The following is an 18,763-nucleotide window of genomic DNA, read 5'->3' as shown; positions in this document are numbered from 1 at the left end:
ACCAACCGAAAGACTCGCTGCATGAAGTAACTCCCACATCGAAGTACAAAAACAAGGAAAAACAAGAACCATGGCAAAACTTGAGAGACTGCTGCAACTGAACATTGCAAAAAAACTGTGGCTGCTGGCCGCCTGCGCCACGCTGGGCATCGTCATCCTGACGGCGGTATTCCTCCAATCCGAGCGCAAGCTCATCGTGAGCGAGCGCGAGGCCAGCGTCCGCCAGACAGTGGAGACGGCCCACGGCATCGTGGCGCGTTTCCATGAACAGGCCGCCAAAGGCGCAATGAGCGAAGAGGACGCCAAGCGCGCGGCGATGGACACCATCAGGACGCTGCGCTACAGCGGCAAGGAATATTTCTGGATCAACGACATGCATCCGCGCATGGTCATGCACCCGTTCAAGCCCGAACTGGACGGCGCCGACCTCTCCGCCAACAAAGACCCGACCGGCAAGCTCCTGTTCCAGGAAATGCTCAAGGTCGTCAAGGCCGACGGCGCCGGCTTCGTGCCCTACATGTGGGCCAAGCCGGGCAGCGAGGAACTCGGAAACAAGGTCTCCTACGTCAAGGGTTTCGCTCCCTGGGGCTGGGTCATCGGTTCCGGCATCTACATGGACAACGTGCAGGAAACCTTTGTCAGCCGCCTTGCCTCCTTCTCTGCCGGCGCGATGTTCCTGGCCGGCATCCTGCTGACGATCTGCGTGCTGATCGCGCGCAGCATCACCCGGCCGCTCGAACGTGCGGTCGCCATCGCCAACACCGTCGCATCCGGCGACCTCACCAGTAACATCGAGGTCAAGACCACCGATGAAACCGGCCAGCTCCTGCGCGCCTTGCGCGAGATGAACAATGGCCTGCTCGGCATCGTCAGCCAGGTGCGCCAGGGGACCGACACGATCGCCTCCGCTTCCAGCCAGATTGCCGCCGCCAACATCGACCTGGCCGCGCGCACCGAAGAGGAAGCCAGCTCGCTGGAGGAAACGGCGTCGGCGATGGAAGAGCTGACCAGCACCGTCAAGCAGAACGCCGACCATGCCCGCCAGGCCAATCAACTGGCGGCATCCGCCTCGGAAGTCGCGGTCAAGGGCGGCAACGTGGTTTCGCAGGTGGTGGGAACGATGGGCTCGATCAACGACTCGGCGCGCAAGATCGTCGACATCATCGCGGTCATCGACGGCATCGCCTTCCAGACCAATATCCTCGCGCTCAATGCTGCCGTCGAGGCGGCGCGCGCTGGCGAACAAGGCAAGGGTTTCGCCGTGGTGGCGGCCGAGGTGCGGCAACTGGCCCAGCGTTCGGCGGCGGCGGCAAGGGAAATCAAGGACCTGATTTCGGATTCCGTCGACAAGATCGACCACGGCGCGCGCCTTGTGGATCAGGCCGGAGAGACCATGAACGAGATCGTGGCCAGCGTCAGGCGCGTGACAGACATCATGGGCGAGATCACCACGGCCAGCCAGGAGCAAAGCTCGGGTATCGAGCAGGTCAACCAGGCGATCGCGCAGATGGATGAAGTCACCCAGCGTAATGCCGCCCTGGTGGAGGAAGAGGCATCGACCGCCGAATCGCTGCAGAACCAGGCGGCCAAACTGGCACAGATGGTCAGCGTGTTCCGCCTGCGCGAGGTGTCGAACGGCCTGCCGCCGGATGGCCGGAATGTCATGGCCATTCCGGTCAGGCCGGAACAGCCGCGGCTGGCGGCATAAACCCGGCTGAACGTGGCGCCTGCCGGCGGGTAAACATTCCGGCAGGCATGAACTATGCTTTAAAAAGAGCCACCTTTTGCATGAATAAAAGATAGGCTGCCACGTTTCGTGGAATGTTCAGGGAATGACCGGAATTTGAACGACCTCCCCCTGCCCTCCCGGGCTCGGGGTTGCCAGTTTTGCACAGCCTGCAGTACGCCACGGAGCCTGGAAGAATGAATGGAATAGTAAATGCTCTGATGGGCCAAACCAGGGACGAGGCCAAGCTCGGCTTCCGGCTGCGCATGTTCACCGCTCTGTCGTTTGTCTTTTCAATGCTCCTCGGCCTGACCTTCTTCCTGCTGTATTCGCATCTGCATGTCGTCCAGCAGCACAAGGAGGCCGAAGTCATCGCGGCCAACCATGCCTCCGCGTTGCAGGAACGCCTCAACCACTGCCTGTCCAGCACCTACGCCCTCGCCTCGGTCCTCCGCCAGGGAGGCGGCACCATCCACAACTTCGATGCGCTGGCGTCCGAGATGCTGAAGATGTATGGCGGCATCAGCAGCCTGCAGCTGGCCAAGGGCGGCGTTGTTTCGCACGTCGTTCCCTTTGTCGGGAATGCGCAGGTCATCGGCCACGACCTGCTGAAGGATCCGAACCGCAACAAGGAAGCGTTCCTCGCAGTCCAGACCCGCAAGCTGACCCTTGCCGGCCCGGTCGAACTCCTGCAGGGCGGCCATGCCGTCATCGGCCGCCTGCCGATCTTCCTGCAGGAGAGCAACAGCACGGAGCAGTTCTGGGGATTTGCCACCACCGTGATCGGCGTGCCGGAACTGATCGAGCGCAGCGGCCTGTCCGAACTGGCCAAAGCCGGCTACGAATACGAACTGGCCCAGGTGCGCTCACCCAATGGGGCGCTGCACATCTTTGCGCGCTCCGGCAACACCGTTTTCAATGATCCCGTCGTGCGCGAGCTCGATATCCCGAACAGCAAATGGCTGCTCCGCATCGCTCCCACGGAAGGCTGGCTGGAGCCATCCCTGACCTGGCTGCTGATCGGCGGTGTACTGCTGGCAAGCACGCTCGTGTCCATGTTCACCCATGCCACGTTCAAGCAACCGCTGCTGCTGCGCCGCGAAGTCGCCGAGCGCACGCAGGACCTCGCCGAGGCGAACCGCACCCTGACCAATGAAGTCGCCGAGCGCGAGCGTGCCCAGCATGCCCTCGCGCACATCAACCGGCTCTACAGCGTGCTCAGCCATACCAATGCCGCCATCGTCCGGATTGCCGATCGCGACAAGCTGCTCGACGAAATCTGCCACGTCGCCGTCGAACTCGGCGGCTTTCCGCTGGCACGGATCGCGCTGATCGACCCGGTGACCGGAGGCTGGCACTGGACCGCGAAATGCGGACAGGACATGCTCCTGCCCGAGTGCGACGAAACCATCCACGCCTGCCTGTCCACCAAGTTCGACGCCCTCAACGGCGCGATTTTCAAGGTGTGCAGCAGCGTCGTGCAGGAGCATGCCCATTGGTCGGCCATCTGCCCCCAGTCACAAGCCGCCGGCTTCCATTCGCATGTGTTCCTGCAGCTGCGCACCGGCGGGCAAGTGGTCGGCATGTTCAGCCTGTATGCGCGCGAAGCCGACTACTTCGATGAAGCGCAGCTGCGCCTGCTCGAGGAAATGACCGAGGACGTCTCTTTCGCGCTGGAGAACATCGAACGCGAGGCACAGCGCAAGAAGACCGAGGATAACCTGCGCAAGCTCTCCCGCGCCGTCGAACAGAGCGCGAACGCCGTCATGATCACCAACCGCTTCGGCATCATCGAATACGTCAATCCGTGGTTCACCAGGATCACCGGCTATACCGCGGCGGAAGTGATCGGCAAGACGCCGCGCGTGCTCAAGTCGGGCGAAACCCATCCGGAAACCTACAAGCGCATGTGGGAAACCATTACCTCCGGCAAGGAATGGACCGGCGAGCTGCACAACACCAAGAAGAACGGCGAAATGTACTGGTGCCTGGAAGCGATCTCGCCGCTCAAGGACGAACAGGGCAACATCACTCACTTCGTCGCGGTCACGGAAGACATCAGCGAGCGCAAGCAGACGGAACAGACCATCCGTCACCTCGCCTTCCACGATCCGTTGACCGGCCTGCCCAACCGTCGCCTGTTCAACGACCGCCTGCACCAGGCCGCCGCCCTGCGCCATCGCAAGGACAATGCCTTCGCGCTGATGCTGCTCGACCTCGACCGCTTCAAGACGGTCAACGACACGCTGGGCCACGAGATCGGCGACGCGCTGCTCAAGGCCGTGGCCGCACGCCTGCTCAACAGCACGCGCCAGGGCGACACGCTGGCGCGCATGGGCGGCGACGAATTCGCCCTCATCGCACTTGAAGTGCAGCAGCCGGAAGACATGGCGCGCATGGCGGAAAAACTGCTCGACGTGCTCAAGGAGCCGTTCAACCTGTTCGGCCATGAGCTGTATGTCACCACCTCCATCGGCGTGACGCTTTACCCGAACGATGCCGCCGACGCCGAGGCGCTCATCAAGAACGCCGACATCGCGCTGTACCGCGCCAAGGACCTGGGCCGCAACAACTTCCAGTTCTTCACCGACGACATGAACGCCGCAATGATGAATCGCCTGCGCCTCGAAAGCGCGATGCGCTGGGCGGTCGATCGCAACGAGTTCATGCTTCAGTACCAGCCGCAGGTCGATGTCGTCACCGGTTGCATCCATGGCACGGAAGCGCTGATCCGCTGGCGCCATCCGGAATTCGGCATGATTTCACCCGCCCAGTTCATCCCGCTGGCGGAAGAAACCGGCATGATCGTGCAGATCGGCGAATGGATTTTGCGTACCGCGTGCACACAAGCCAAGGCGTGGCAGCAGGCGGGCATGCCCATGCGCGTCGCCGTCAACCTCTCTGCGCGCCAGTTCCACCAGGGCGATCTGGCGGAAACGATCGCCGACATCCTGCGCGATCTCGACCTTCCATCGGAACTTCTCGAGGTAGAACTGACCGAAGGCATATTGATGGAAGACACGTCGCAGACGGCCGCCATCCTCGACAAGCTGCACCGGATGGGCGTACAGATCTCGATCGACGATTTCGGTACCGGCTACTCTTCGCTGTCCTACCTCAAGCGCCTGCCGATCCAGATCCTGAAGATAGACCAGTCCTTCGTGCGCGACATCCACACCGACCCCGATGACCGCGCAATCGTCACTGCGGTCATTGCGCTGGCCCACAGCATGAAGCTCAAGGTGGTCGCGGAAGGCGTGGAAACACAGGAGCAGCTGGCCTTCCTGAAGGAATATGCATGCGACATGATGCAGGGCTATCTGTTCAGCCGTCCGGTGAGCGGCGACGACGTGCTTTCGCTGCTGACTTCCGACACACGGCTGCAGCCTGCAGCAGAACATCAGATCAAGGAAGCGTAATGATCCCGATCCAGACTCTCGATACCCCATCGGCATGCCGCCCTGAATGGGTGAAACTGAATCATCTTCTGTCTTACTGCACGCGTCCGCTGCTTCCGGCCGGCGGACAGGCTGACAACCAGGCCCTGCCGCGCTGCAACCACCAGGGCTGCCTGTTCAGCGCGACAAAACTGTAAAAAAGCCCGTCTCCCTTTCGGGAAACGGGAAGAACTGCCGGGTATTCCTTATCCGTTTGCGATCCGGCGCAGACTGCCTGCGTCGTTCTTCACAAGCTGCCTCGACTCGGCCTGGCGCAAGGGTGTGACGACCGCAGTTGCGTGCGCCGTACCATCGCCGAACTTGAACACATTGATCAGTCCGGCAAGACTGCCCGCCTCTTCCTGCATGCTTTCGGCGGCGGCGGCAGCCTGTTCCACCAGCTGCGCGTTCTGCTGGGTGACCTCGTTAATTTCGGCGACCGCACGGTTGACCTGCTCGATGCCGTTGCTCTGCTCCTGGCTGGCGGCCGTGATCTCGCTCATGATGTCGGTCACGCGCCTGATGCTGGCGACAATCTCATCCATCGTCGCGCCGGCCTGATCCACCAGCCGGCTGCCAATATCGACCTTCTCCACCGAGTCGCCGATCAGCGCCTTGATTTCCTTGGCGGCGGCGGAACTGCGTTGCGCCAGGTTGCGCACCTCGGTCGCCACCACCGCGAAGCCCTTGCCCTGCTCCCCTGCCCTCGCCGCTTCGACGGCGGCGTTGAGCGCAAGGATATTGGTCTGGAAGGCGATACCGTCGATGACGCCGATGATATCGACGATCTTCTTGGACGAATCGTTGATCGACCCCATGGTCTCGATCACCTGCGTGACCACCGAGCCGCCCTTGATCGCCACCTCGGACGCGGACGCCGCGAGCTGGTTCGCCTGCCTTGCGCTGTCGGCATTCTGATCGACCGTGTCCGTCAGATGCTTCATCGTGGAGGCGGTATCGGCCAGCGCCCGCGCCTGCATGTCGGTGCGGGCCGACAGATCGAAATTCCCTGCCGCGACTTGGCCGGAGGCGGCGGCGATCGTGTGGGCGCCGGTGCGCACCTGCTCGACCGTGCGCGCCAGGCTGGCGTTCATGTCCTTGAGCGCCTGCATGAGCTGGCCGGTTTCATTGCGGTTGCGCACCTCGATCTTCGTCGAGAGGTCGCCTGCCGCAACCGATTGCGCAACCCGGATCGCATGTCCCATCGGACGGGTGATGCTGCGCGACACGAAATAGCAGATGACGAGCAGCACGCCCATGATGATGAACGCGAAGATCAGGAAACTGAATGAACGCTTCACCACCATGGCATTGATCTTGTCCAGGTAGACACCCGAGCCGACCACCCAGCCCCAGGGCGAAAATCCCTTCACATACGACACCTTCTCGACATCCACGTCGCTGCCCGGCATCGGCCACATGTAGAACACGAAGCCCGCTTCGCGCTTCTTCACCGTGTCGACGAACTCCATGAACAGGAGCTTGCCCTTGGGGTCCTTGTTCTGCGACAGATCCTTGCCATCCAGCTCCGGCTTGATCGGATGCATGACCATTTTCGGCTGCATGTCGTTGATCCAGAAGTATTCGCCATCGCCATAGCGGAAGGCCTTGATGGTCGCCATCGCATTGCGCTTGGCATCCTCCTCGCTCATGACGCCTTTCGCCGCCAGGCTATGGTTGTAGACAAGGATGTTGTGCGCCGCTTCAACCGCCTGGCGCACGCTGGCCTTGCGCTCTTCCAGCACCAGCGCGCGCTCGGTGACGACAAAGAAGGCAATCAGCGAAAGAATGCCAAACGCCGCAGTGGCAGCCAGCACTCCGAGCTTTTTGCCGATAGTGAAAGTCATGTTGGTAAGCATCGTCTCCTCCTTGTTTGTGCTGCGAAGTCTTTGTCTCATCACACATGCTGCAGAAGACAAAAAATGCTCGCAGGGGCAGAAAAATATTGCCCATGAACAAGTTATGGGTATTAGCTTACGGCTGGATTACGGAAAAAACGGTTTCCACACGGCAATTTGATTCAGCTCAGGAAATTTGCAGTTGGCAATGCCAACCATGCATCGCGGCCGAAAAATGAAAAAGGACCGGCACGCCGGTCCCGAACGCTGCTATCGCTGCGGTTCTTGTGCGGGTCTGTTGACCTTCTTTTTGTCCAGGTTCCGCCGTGGGCGGAAGCCGGATCCTGCCCTTTAGAGCCGGGCAGGAAGGTCAATCAGCGGGTCATGATCCAGTTGGCGATGGCCTTCTGGTCACCCTTGTCCTTGGTTTCGATTTCCTTGTGTTCTTCCTCGGTGCCGTCTTCCAGCTTCACCGTCGGGCTGGTCGTCAGGTTCTTGATGATCTTGGCTTCGCCGTCCGGCTTGCCTTTGAACTTCTCGGCGAGCTTCTTGAAGGACGGGCCTTTCTTGGTCTTGTCCATCGCGTGGCACTTCATGCAGCCCTGCTTCTTCAGGTAAGGCTCGACATCCGCTTCGGACATCGCGGCGAAGGCCGGCGCGGACAGCGCGGCGCTGAGGGCAAACACTTGGGCCAGTTTCATGGCGATCGATTTCATGGCGTTACTCCTAAAAAAATCAAACACTGAATCAATGATGCTCGCTGTGTTCGTGCCAGCCGGTGAGCATCATCTTGATCATCGAGGTCGGCTTCTCGCCGGTAGTGGCGAGATAGAGATGGCCGATCAGGAACAGGAAAATCGCGGCGCTGCTCGCGTAGTGCAGGAACGCCACCGGCAACAGGCCGTCCATGCCGAACAGCTTGTCCGGCGCGACGCTCGGGAAGAAGTAAATCAGCCCGGTGATGATCACGACCGGCAGCACCATGTACATGATGATCCAGTACAGCAGCGCCTGCAGCGGATTGAACTTCGTTTCCTTCGTCACGGCATACGGATGCGGCTCGCCCTTGAAGATGCCCCACATGTAGAACCTCGCCTGCTTGATGCAGCCCGCGATCACCGGCGAGCGCGGGAAGTACTGCAACCCGTTGCCGGTGAAGATGTTCATGATGAAGTAGAACGAATACGCGCAGGCCAGCGCGATGCCGGCGATGTCGTGGATGCGCGCCGCGAGCGAGAACTCCACCAGGAAGCGTCCCGGCGCCGCGAAGTGCAAGCTGATGCCGGTGATCGACAGGGTGATGATCAGGAAGGCGTTCGTCCAGTGCCAGAGCCGCAGCCACAGCGGCAGCAGATAGATGCGTTCACTCATTTTGTGTTGTTCCTTCTTTTCTTTGCACCCAGATAGCGGATCAGGCCGTGGCCGAGGACGCCGAGGAAAGTCAGCGCCGCCATGGCGAGGATGAGCGTGTCGAGCAGCGGGTGGCGCGTCGCGCCGATGACATACGAGTTCGACAGGATGACGCTGTTGGCGAAACCGTACTTCTGCTTTTCATCGTCCGCGAGGTGACGGTACAGGCGCGTTGCCAGCTGGGAATCCTTGGTGTGGCAGGTCACGCACATGCGCTCGGCTTTCTTCTCGCCGAGGATCTCGTGCGACAGGCCCGGCTCGGCCGAGGTGTGGCAGTCGATGCAGCGCACCGATTGCCAGTGCAGCTTGGTGTTCGGCAACCACTTGTGCTGTTCGTCCAGGTCGGGACGCTCGACCTTCTCGCCCGCCTTGCCACCCGTCTTCATCGGCGCGAACTTTTCAAACTTCTTGTCCGAGGTATGGCAGGAGATGCACATCTTGTTGTCCTGCGCGACCATCTTGCGCGGGTCCTTCAGCTTGGTCACCAGGAAGATGCCGTGGCTGCCGTGGCAATCCATGCAGCGGACGGTATTGCCGCCTGCGTGGGTGGCAAGCTTGCCGTGCTGGGTGCGCTCGTAGGACTTGAACTGGTCGTCGTGGCAATCACCGCAGGACTCCAGCACTTTCTGCTTGAAGGTCACAGCCGAGGTATTGCCGACGGAATGGGCGGTATGGCAGTCCGAGCAGGTCGCGGCCTTGCTTTCGCCTTCATCGATCAGCTTTTCGCCGTGGATGGAGCCTTCGAATTCCTCAAGCTGGTCGTCGTGGCACCCCTTGCCGCATGAGGCCGGCTCGGTCTGGCGCCATTCCTTGCGCGCTTCCGTGTCCTTGGGGGGAATGTCGAAGGTATGCGTGTTGTGGCACTGCGAGCAGGTCGCGTTGACCTTGGTCTCGTCGTCCTGGTTTTCCTTCGCGTGGAAAGATTTCTTGTAGGCGTCGATGTTTTCGACGACCGTGCCCAGGCGCGCTTTCTCCTTGGCCTTGTTGTCTTTCTTCGCCTTGGCCCACAGGTCCTCGTGGCAGCTTGCGCAGTCGGGCTTCCTGGCCTTGGGATCGATCTTGTGGTTGGCCTTGCTGTCGACGATTTCGGTGTGGCATGCCACGCATTCCATCTTCGCGTGGACGCCTTTACCGAATTTCTCATTTTCGATAACGAACAATTCCCGCTTTTCGCCATCGGCGCCTTTGGCTTCGAGCTTGCCTTTCTTGCCACTATGACAATCCTGGCAGCTGGCGTTGTCCATCTTGTGGGAAGCGGCTTCAGCCGGCACGACAGCAAGCGCGCCGGCCGTACAGACGGCGGCGGCAACCATCCATGCTTTCAGGGTGCGAAGCGGCCCCGTGATTTTTTTTCGGAGTGCAGACAGGGTATTCATGATGTCCTGGGTGTGGCCGGTATGCTTTTGCCGCCCGGGATATGCAAATTTCGCGCCAGAAATTGACGCACATCAAGTGGGGGGCATGACGGGTGCGGCCAGTGGCCGCACCCGAGCCGGGTTAGAACTGATAAGAAAGCGATACGCCGACGAAATGCACGTTGTAGTTCGGGCTGACTTCGTTGGTCCCGATGACGTTGGCCATCGTGGCCGGCGCCACCTGGTCGATCGACCAGTCAGCCGAGCTGTAACGCTCGAAGATGTACTTCACCTTGACCGCGACATCCTTCTGCAGCTTGTAGGTGCCGAAGAGATCGAGGCGGCGCAGGCTGGTCTTCAGGTCGGGCAGCGGGGTTGCCTGCTGCGCGGCCGCGATCGACGGGCCGGTCCAGACGGTGACGCTACCGGTGGAGTTCGCACGCACCAGGTCGCCGCCGACTTCATACTTGCGAGCCGGTGTGTAGCGCACACCCGCGCCGAAGGAGACCGTACGGTCGACGATGCCTGCCGTCCAGTCGAAGCCGGGGTTGGTCACGTTGGCGCGATTGCCGCCGAGCGCGATGGAACGCTGACCGGTGCTGTAACGGTCGAACGAGGTGAACACGTGGCCGGAGAGCGCATCGGTCGCACGGAACGAGGCATCCAGGTTGACTGCCCAGCCGGTCGCGCGCTGCAGGCCATACTGCGACGCATGGTAGTCGTCATCCTTGTAGTCGACGTCCATGTGCAGGTCGATGTTCTCGGCCGGCGTGACGTTCAGGAAGGCCTTGATCTTGTCGCGCTTGCGCGGCGCCATGAAGAACTTCTTCTGGGCCGGGACGTTGTCCCACAGGCCGTTCAGCGGCAGCGCAGCGTTGAACTGCGTTGTCACGTAGGCCGGCGAGAACCCCGCGATGAACGGCGCGGATGCGTCGTACTCGGAGGTCTTGCGGTCGGAGTACGCGTAGCCGAAGCCGCCGGACACCATGTCGTTGAAGTGCTGGTGCACGTCCGCCTTGATGGTGTGCTCGCGCTCGTCCTTGATGGCCTCGAAGGTTTTCTTCGCCCATTCGTAGTCATAGCCGAGCTTGAACGTGGTGCTGGTGCTGTAGTGGTAATCCAGCTCCGCATCGATCTGCTGCTTCCTGCTGCTGCCCGGCAGGTTCGTGCGCACCTTGCCCAGGCCTGCGGCTGCCTGGCTTTGCGAGTCACCGCCGATATAGGCGTACTGCGCCTGCGGCGTCTTGTTGTCGCGCTCGTCATAGCGATACAGCGCGTGGAAGCCGAGCTTCGGCATCAGCTTGGACGTGATCTTCATGTCCAGGTGCGTGGTGTCGATGCGGCCGTCCAGCGACGAACGCGGCAGCGGCGTCGCCGTTGCTGCAAGCGCCGGGTTGACGGTGTACGGCAGGAAGGCGTCGTTTTGCAGCATGCGGCCGAGGCTGAAGCTGCCGGACACACGGGTGTCCTTGGTCAGCGTATAGCCCGCGGACGCGCTTACCTGGTGGAACTGATTGTCCGGCGGCAGGCCGAGCGAGCCCTGGTTGTAGGCGGATACGCCAGGCGTCGTGGCGGCGACCCACACCGAGGATGCAAACGGATTGGCCCAGGTCAGGCTGTTGTTCTGGTTGCGGAAGAACGAGCCGTAGTAGCCGAACTGCATCTGCAGCTTCTTGTCGACATAACGTGCCAGCGCCTCGATCTCGTCGGTCGTGTAATTGACCGGTTCCGGAACGATGGCCGCGCGCGGATTGCCGCCGCTGTTGCCGATGACGGCCGCGGTAAAGCGGTTGCCATCCTTGTGCTCGCGCTTGACGCGCAGGTCCACGTCCCAGCCCTGCGGCAGCTGCTTGCCGAAGCCGAGGCCGATCGCTTCGCGCTTGGACTCGACGGTGAAGGGACGCATGCTGGCGTTCAGCGTCGACATCGCGGCCGTGGTCGCGCCGCGCACGAAGCCGGTCGGCAGCGTCAGGTTGGTGCTGCCCGGGTTGGTGAACGGGGTCTGGTAGCTGTCCGAGAACAGCTTCGGGATCTCGTCATAGGACAGGCGGAAGCCGTAGTTGCCCTGCTCGCCCGTCTCGATGTCGAGGCTGCGCGAGTTGAGGCCGAGATCGCGGGCATTCAGCATGAAGTAGCCCGGGCCGTCGTTGAAGCGGCGGTTCAGCTCGATGTTGCCGATCAGGTGCGCGCCGGAGCGGTTCAGGCCGGTGTAGTCGCCGAACTTGTAGCTGCTGTCGGACACCCAGCCCATGCCGACTTCGACGGTGCTGGTCGGGGTGATCAGTTCACGGACTTCGTCATCTTCGGCCCACGCTGCCGATCCGATGGATGCAATGGAAACCGCGAGGATGGTGCGTACGAATTTCGTCCGATTATGCGGTTCAAACTTGGTAAACATGTCTTTCTCCTTCGCGATTAGCGTGTGTAGCGTGCGCCGGACGGATGATTCGTGCCGTGGACCTGCGTGTGGCAGCTTGCGCAGCTGCGGAGCAGGAGTTGCTGGGCCGGCGCAGTGCCGCCTGCGGTGGTCGGCAGGCCGCGGCCGCTGTACGGGTTGCCAGGGTGCTGGGTGAAGTCATGGCACTGGCTGCACAGGTACGGCTGGCGGGCCTTCAGCAGGGACGGATTGTTGGAGCCGTGCGAGTTGTGGCAATTCATGCAGTTGTCGCTGGCGACCGGGTGTTCGAACAGGAACGGACCGCGCTTCTCGGTGTGGCAGGTGTAGCAGGTCTCGTTGACGGTGTTCTTGATCAGCTGCTTCGGACCGGTGGAGCCGTGGGTGTTGTGGCAGCTGGAGCAGGCGACCTTGCCTTCCTTCATCGGATGATGGGAAGCCTTGTGCGATTCGGCGCGCTGGGTCTTGTGGCAGGAGAAGCACACCTCGGTCTGTTCCTTCTTGTCGCGCACCTTGTCGTGCTGGGTGTGGACCTTGTGGCAGGAGGTGCAGGTCACGCCGTTGGCGGAGTGGGCGCTGCTTTCCCAGTGCATGCGGTTGCCGCCCTGGTGGCAGGACTGGCAAACGGCATCGCGATCCTTGACGGGAACGGTGGAATCCTTGGAGAAGTAGATGTCGGTCTTGGGCGGCTTGTCCTTGCCCTTGTAGTCGGCGTGCTTGTCGCTGTCCTTGTGGCAGTCGCGGCAGGTCGGGGTGCGCGGGTCGCCCTTGATGCCGTGCTTGCCCTTGCCGATGGCAAGCAGCTTCGGTTCGTCAGCCTCGTCGTGGCAGGCGGTGCAGCGGGCATCGCCCTTCAGGACCAGGTCCTTCTGCGGCTTCTTGGCATCATCGGCCGCAAAGGCCGGTCCGCCTATCCCCATTCCCAGTGTCAGCGCCGCGAGGGCTGCTGCTTTTTGCCATAGTTTCATCTTGGATCCCCTTAAATTTCCGTTCTAAACCCCGAAGACATCGCGTCGATACTTCGTGTTGCCATGCCTCTGATGCAGCGAAACCACACTTCTTCAGCCTGGTCTTGCAGCAATTTCCTTGCCCATCGCCTCTTCGCCATGCATTTGCAGTAAAGCAGTTCAGGCTCCACGCATGGAGCCGTTCTGATTCATCGAATCCTGCGGGATAAATACTGCGGACAACTGGGAGGCGAGGTGTTGTGCGATCTCTGTTACTTGACCCTAACGCTTATAAGGGTATCCCTCTGGAAACTGCTACACAACCACAAGAAGGCAGTTCGTTGCAGCCCCGGTAATCGGATTAGGCTTTCATTGATCCATGTCAACGATGGCAGACACTCACCGCAAGGAGCATCAACGCGACAGAATCCAACGAATGAGGTTCTTCAGTTCCTTCTCGTCCTTTGTCTTGGGAATCCGGTGTTCGTCCTCGTCCCCTGCCGCTGTCTTTACCACCGGTCCGGTGGTGAGGTGCTTGGTCAGCTTGTCCTCGGCATCGGGCTTGCCCTTGTACTTGGCTGCGATCGATTTGTACGAGGGGCCATCCTTCTTCTTGTCGACCGCATGGCACTTCAGGCAGTCTTCGCGGCGCGCGAGCCCGAACGCCGCCTCCTCGTCGACAACAGCGGCCGGCTCTGCATCGGCAGCGATCGCTTCGACAGACATCAACATGACAGCGGCCGCGGCTGCGGCGGCCATACGCTTTGCAATGGCAATACTCATGACACTTCCTTGTGCTTCCATGGTTGCATGGGGCCGCGTGTGCACGGCCCCTCTCTATGACTAGCGGGTCAACACCACTTTCTGGTAGAGCCCGCCAAAATAAGTCGTTTTCTCGATGGTTGAAAATGCGATGTCCTCCGGGAGATACGAAGTGATCTCGTTCTTCCACAAGTCGTCGGCGTACGGTTCGAGCCTGCGCAGCAGCGCGCGCAGCGGATGGCGCACCGGGTTCCAGTCGTCCGGACCGTGGTAATCGACGATGATGACCTTGCCGCCCGGCTTGACCACCCTGCATGCCTCTTCCAGGGTGCGGCGGCGCACGGCCTCGGGCTGTTCGTGCAACAGGAAGAACACCAGGACGCGCTCATAGCTCGCATCGGCGAAACCGAGCGCAGCCGAATCGCGCTGGAACAGAGAGATGCGCGTGTCGGGCGGCAGCTTGCGCTTGAGGTTCTGCAACTGGATCGGCAGCACGTCGATCACATGCAGCTGGCCGTCGTCCGCGATGCGTTCGCGCAGCGTCGGCGTGAGGTCGCCGTAGGCGCATGCCACCTGCAAGGTCTTGCCTTCCGCCTGCATGCCGATGTCCTCCAGGGCGGCGTCGCGCAAGCCGGAGTAATTACCGAAGAGAATCAGGTTGACCAGCCATTCCCGCTCGAACACCTTGACTGCATTCGGGTGGACATAGGCCCACCAGTAGATCTTCTGCAGATAGGCCGGCACCGAAACCCGCACCGGCGTCTTGTCGAACTCGACCGGTTCTGAATGCGCGATATCAGCCATATCCACCTTGTCCGTTACCAAATCAGTCATCCGAAGTCTCCTTGAAATGGGCTGGCAGAACGGGTCGTTCCGCTTGGTTAAATGCTCTGCATTTCCAAAACCGCTGCGGGCCGGCAACATAAAACGCCGGGTCAAGACAAAAATTGCAATATCCGCCACTTTCCCGCAAGCAAGAATTGCACCAGATATTTTCTGCGCTCGAGATGAAAAAAGCGGGGCGTCTCGCGACTGCCCCGCTCTTCTTTGTGTGCCCGAGGGGTTTCAGTAGAACCGGTAGATATAGGTGATTCCAACGAAATTCACGTTCTGGCGAGGACGCTGGGCGAGGAACGTGCCGTCCGTGTAGACCCACTGCGACCAGGTCCAGTCATTGGTGGAGTAACGGTCAAAGATGTAGTCCAGGCGCAGGCTAGAGTTCTTTTCCAGCGCATAGATGCCGAACAGCTTGAAGGTGCTCTGGCGCGTGTAGAAGCTCGGCAGCGAGGCGATTCCGGTGCCCGTGACCGCGCGCTGTTCGTAAACATCGTTGATGTCCGAATGGCTCACGTCGGCGCCGATTTCCAGTTTTGAGAATGGCTTCCCACGAACGCCAAGACCGAAGGACTTGCCGTCGTTGACCAGGGTCGACGCCCAAAGCTGCGTTGCCCCGGCCGGACCATTGCGGCTTGCGCGGTTGGCCACCGTCTCGTTCTGGGATACCCAGGCATTGGCCTGCCACTCGTCGGTGATGGTGTACGCGACATCGATCGAGTGGTTCTTCGACGTGCCGTCGCGCAGGCCGAACTCGTCCACCGTGCGGTGCGCATAGTCGTCACGCGTCTGCTCGGTCTGGAACTGGATGGAGAACGCTTCGACCGGGTTCCAGCTGAGCGACAGGCGCAGCTTGTCGCGCTTGCGGTCGGACAAGTGCAAGGGCGCGATCAGGTTGAAGGCCGACGCCGTCGTCGCGCCGTTGGTACAGGTCACCGCGCCGCAGTTGAGCACGTTGGTGCGGAAATCCGAACCGTCGCGGTCACTGTGGATGTAGCCGATGGAGCCGGTGACCGTATCGGAGATCGAACGCTGCAGCACGGCACGGTACGAGACTTCCTCGGTCTTGTCGCGGAAGCTGACCGCACGGATCGCGGAGGTGTTGCGCTCCTTCTCCACGTAGTCGATGCCGCCGGTGACGCGCAGGTCCATGGGCAGGCGGTAGCTGGCTTCCACCTTGCTGTTCAGGGTCTTGATCGAACGCGGCTCGTTCTCGCCGTTGAAGCTCGACGTCGGCGTCACGCCCGCATTGGTGTACAGGCGGATGGGCGTCTTGTCGTGGCGGTTCTCGTAACGTGCGTCAGCCAACAGGTACAGCTTCGACGTGGGACGCGACGTGATACCCGCCTGCAGCTGGGTCGTGTCCATGCGTCCGTCGAGGTTGCCGGTGGGCGAAATGCCGGGTGTCACCACGACGCCGCTGAGGAAGGTGTCGTCCTGCGTGGCACGGCTGTACGCGGCCTTGAAGGTTGCCTTCGTCGCCGGCGTGAAGGTGTAGTTGCCGCTCAGCGCGAGCTGGTGCGATTGCGAGTCGGGCGGCAGGCCGATGACATTGAAGGTGGACAGGGCGGCGTTGCCGCCGGCAATGTTCAATGCAGTGTTGTGGTTGTTGTACCAGGTGCCGTAGTAGCTGCCGGCGAGATAGAGCTTCTCGGTGGTGTAACCGAGGATCGCATCGAGCTGACGGGTGGTCGAGTTGATTGGTTCCGGTGCGAACTCCCACGCGGACACCGCGCCGGCAGTACCGCGTGCGAACACGCGCGCGCCGTCCTTTTCCTCGTTGCGCACGCGCACCAGCAGGTCGAAGCCGTTGCCGAGGATCTTGCTGTAGCCGAGGCCGAGCGCCTCGCGCTTCATCTTCAGGTGCAGCGGCACTTCAACTGCGGCTGCCGTCGAAGGAATCGTCAGGTTCGGCGTGCCAATGCCGGTGACCGCCGTGTTGACCGTGTACGGCTCGAAGCGCGGCATTTCGCTGTAATCCAGGTAATACGCCCAGTCGCCCTGGCGCTCATGCGAGAGACGCATGTCCCGGCTTTCCAGTCCGAGATTCCTTCCCTTGAACTTGATCCACGTGCCGGTGCTGTCGTCGCGCTTGATCAGGTCGACATTCAACAGGCCATAGGCGCCCTCTTCATCCAGTCCGCTGTAGATGCCGAAGCGCGGTGCGTCCTTGGTCAGATAGCCGGCGCCGATGGCGATCGTGCTTTGCGGTTTCGTGAGCTGGTCGATTTCCTCGTTGGCATGGGCGGCAACGGGCATGTATGCGCCGATGACCGCAGCCGCGATGGCGGAAAGAGGAAATCCAAATTGCGTTTGCTTCTTCATGTTCATTTCCCCTTCTGCATTAACGACGCTGCGTGCGCTCGTTGGCGAGGTTGGCCGGGTTGTTCGTGCCGTGCGTATTGGTATGGCAGTTCACGCAACCGCGTGCAAGCACGTTGTTGGCGGTGCCGGCGCCGTTGAACGTCGCATTGCGTCCCTGGTGGGTGGCCGGCTCGTGGCACTGCTGGCAGAGGAACGGCGGACGTGCCTTCAGGAGGTTGGGCTGTGTACTGCCGTGCGGGTTGTGGCACAGCGAGCAGTCTTCCTGTGCCGGCTGGTGGCCGCGGATGAACGGGCCGCGCTTCTCCATGTGGCAGGTGTAGCAGGTCGCATTCACGCTGTCGCGCTGCATCAGGCGAGGACCGGCGGAACCGTGCGGGTTGTGGCAGTCGGAGCACACCATCTTGCCGTCCTTGGTCAGGTGGCGCGACGGGCGGCTGTATTGCGCGCGCTGCTCCTTGTGGCAGGTGAAGCAGACTTCCGGCTGGGTGTTCTTCTCGCGCACCTTGTCCTGGTGGGTGTGCATCTGGTGGCAGTTCGTGCACAGCACGTCGGCGGCCTCGTGGGCGCTGCCGGACCAGTGGGAGCGGATGCCGGACTTGTGGCAGCCGACGCAGGATTCCACATCCTTGGTCGTGGCCTTGCCCTTGGCGCCGAGGAAATCGACCGGGGGACGGACCGGGGTATTGGCGGTGTTCTTGACGTGCGCGTCGCTCGTGCCGTGGCAGGACTGGCAGGACGGCGTGCGCTGGTCAGCCTTGACGCCGTGGCGGGTCTGGTAGATCGACAGCACGGGGTTCTTTTCGGATTGGTCGTGGCACCGCGTGCAAACGGCGTCTTCCGCGCGCAGCTCGCGCATCATGTCGGCCTGCGAGTGCTTCCTGCCTTCGGCCGCCTGTGCCGGTAGTGCCGCCGCCAGACCGGCGAGCATCGCCAGCGACGTGGCGATCTTCTGCCAGAATTTCATTGTATTCTCCCTGATTGTGCTTGATGCGGGGCGGGTGCTTCCCTCACCTCACCGCCGTCGTGGCATTACCTTGCTTACTGCGAAAGAATCCACTGGACCAGATTCTTGATCTGCTCCGGGTCCTTGGTCTTCGGAATCTTGTGGTCTTCCTCGTGGCCGTCTTCGAACTTGACCTTGATGCCGCTGGAGAGGTGCTTGATCAGCTTCGCCTCCGCATCGGGCTTGGTCTTGTGCTTGGCTGCGAGTTCCTTGTACGAGGGACCGTCCTTCGCGCGGTCGATGCCGTGGCAACGCAGGCAACCTTCCTGTCGCGCGAGTTTTTCCGCAGCGGCGGCATCCACCGCATGGACGGACGGGGAGATTGCCAGCGCAATGCCCGCCATCATGCCGGATGCAAGCAGCATCCTGGTTGTGCTTGTCAATTTCATCAATGTGTTCCTTCCTTCAAAAGGGACTGGAATGGATTTGCTCTTTGTACTGCACAGGGACACATGACTTGCAGGGAGAAAACGCGGAGACGAAGAGAGGTTCTGCTGCTCGTTTCGACGACCTGCTGCGGATGTATGTGGCGTTCACAGATAAATCCCCAACAGATGGAAGGTTATATGCTGAAGTTAGTTCTCACAATGAAATATGTTGCGTCGTCGATGCATGATTCCATGTAATTTTCGTATTCATTGACATGAATCAACCGTCACAAAAAGCGGATGTCGATTGCGTCAAAACGTGCAAAAAAACATCACATTGGAAAAGCACATCCGTGCGTGCGG

The 18,763-nt window shown here is 61.1% G+C and carries 14 protein-coding genes; 3 read left to right on the top strand and 11 right to left on the bottom strand.

Going from position 1 to position 18,763, the window contains the following annotated elements:
• The first annotated feature begins 70 nt into the window (after window positions 1-70).
• The 3 genes from AC3WOY_RS23810 to AC3WOY_RS23800 all read left to right on the top strand — a co-directional run bounded on the left by AC3WOY_RS23810 (window position 71) and on the right by AC3WOY_RS23800 (window position 5,321).
• On the top strand, window positions 71-1,708 hold the full coding sequence (locus tag AC3WOY_RS23810) for a methyl-accepting chemotaxis protein (RefSeq protein ID WP_492428322.1): 1,638 nt from the start codon (window positions 71-73) through the stop codon (window positions 1,706-1,708).
• A gap of 239 nt (window positions 1,709-1,947) precedes the next feature.
• On the top strand, window positions 1,948-5,145 hold the full coding sequence (locus tag AC3WOY_RS23805) for an EAL domain-containing protein (protein WP_492428320.1): 3,198 nt from the start codon (window positions 1,948-1,950) through the stop codon (window positions 5,143-5,145).
• Entirely contained in the window at window positions 5,145-5,321 is a 177-nt protein-coding gene (locus AC3WOY_RS23800; RefSeq protein ID WP_492428318.1) for a hypothetical protein, read from the top strand. Before AC3WOY_RS23805 ends, AC3WOY_RS23800 begins: the two co-directional genes overlap by 1 nt.
• Window positions 5,322-5,369: 48 nt before the next feature.
• Here AC3WOY_RS23800 and AC3WOY_RS23795 read toward each other — a convergent pair whose 3' ends face one another.
• From AC3WOY_RS23795 to AC3WOY_RS23745, 11 genes are all read right to left on the bottom strand, one after another.
• Entirely contained in the window at window positions 5,370-7,022 is a 1,653-nt protein-coding gene (locus tag AC3WOY_RS23795; protein WP_492428316.1) for a methyl-accepting chemotaxis protein, read from the bottom strand.
• A 353-nt stretch (window positions 7,023-7,375) separates the two neighbouring features.
• Window positions 7,376-7,717: a c-type cytochrome gene (locus AC3WOY_RS23790; protein ID WP_492428314.1), complete on the bottom strand. Its 342-nt coding sequence runs from the start codon at window positions 7,715-7,717 to the stop codon at window positions 7,376-7,378.
• A gap of 31 nt (window positions 7,718-7,748) precedes the next feature.
• Window positions 7,749-8,372, bottom strand: coding sequence for a cytochrome b/b6 domain-containing protein (locus AC3WOY_RS23785; protein ID WP_492428312.1), 624 nt, complete (start codon window positions 8,370-8,372; stop codon window positions 7,749-7,751).
• Window positions 8,369-9,787 (bottom strand): cytochrome c3 family protein, encoded by a 1,419-nt coding sequence (locus AC3WOY_RS23780; protein WP_492428310.1) that lies wholly within the window; start codon window positions 9,785-9,787, stop codon window positions 8,369-8,371. Before AC3WOY_RS23780 ends, AC3WOY_RS23785 begins: the two co-directional genes overlap by 4 nt.
• Window positions 9,788-9,908: 121 nt before the next feature.
• Window positions 9,909-12,164 carry an MtrB/PioB family decaheme-associated outer membrane protein gene (locus tag AC3WOY_RS23775; protein ID WP_492428308.1) on the bottom strand — a complete coding sequence of 752 codons (2,256 nt, stop codon included), beginning with the start codon at window positions 12,162-12,164 and terminating at the stop codon, window positions 9,909-9,911.
• 17 nt (window positions 12,165-12,181) lie between these two features.
• Window positions 12,182-13,129: a DmsE family decaheme c-type cytochrome gene (locus AC3WOY_RS23770; RefSeq protein WP_492428306.1), complete on the bottom strand. Its 948-nt coding sequence runs from the start codon at window positions 13,127-13,129 to the stop codon at window positions 12,182-12,184.
• A 393-nt stretch (window positions 13,130-13,522) separates the two neighbouring features.
• A complete protein-coding gene (locus tag AC3WOY_RS23765; protein WP_492428304.1) occupies window positions 13,523-13,891 on the bottom strand; it encodes a c-type cytochrome in 369 nt (122 codons plus the stop codon).
• 60 nt (window positions 13,892-13,951) lie between these two features.
• Window positions 13,952-14,704, bottom strand: a complete 753-nt coding sequence (rquA, locus tag AC3WOY_RS23760) for a rhodoquinone biosynthesis methyltransferase RquA (protein ID WP_492428302.1) — start codon at window positions 14,702-14,704, stop codon at window positions 13,952-13,954.
• A 231-nt stretch (window positions 14,705-14,935) separates the two neighbouring features.
• Entirely contained in the window at window positions 14,936-17,029 is a 2,094-nt protein-coding gene (locus AC3WOY_RS23755; protein WP_492428300.1) for an MtrB/PioB family decaheme-associated outer membrane protein, read from the bottom strand.
• A gap of 19 nt (window positions 17,030-17,048) precedes the next feature.
• On the bottom strand, window positions 17,049-17,993 hold the full coding sequence (locus AC3WOY_RS23750; RefSeq protein ID WP_492428298.1) for a DmsE family decaheme c-type cytochrome: 945 nt from the start codon (window positions 17,991-17,993) through the stop codon (window positions 17,049-17,051).
• 74 nt (window positions 17,994-18,067) lie between these two features.
• A complete protein-coding gene (locus AC3WOY_RS23745; protein WP_492428296.1) occupies window positions 18,068-18,421 on the bottom strand; it encodes a c-type cytochrome in 354 nt (117 codons plus the stop codon).
• Window positions 18,422-18,763 lie beyond the last annotated feature (342 nt).

The organism is Noviherbaspirillum sp. FW303-A3 (assembly GCF_058788695.1).
This window is presented reverse-complemented; position numbering and strand designations above follow the sequence as displayed.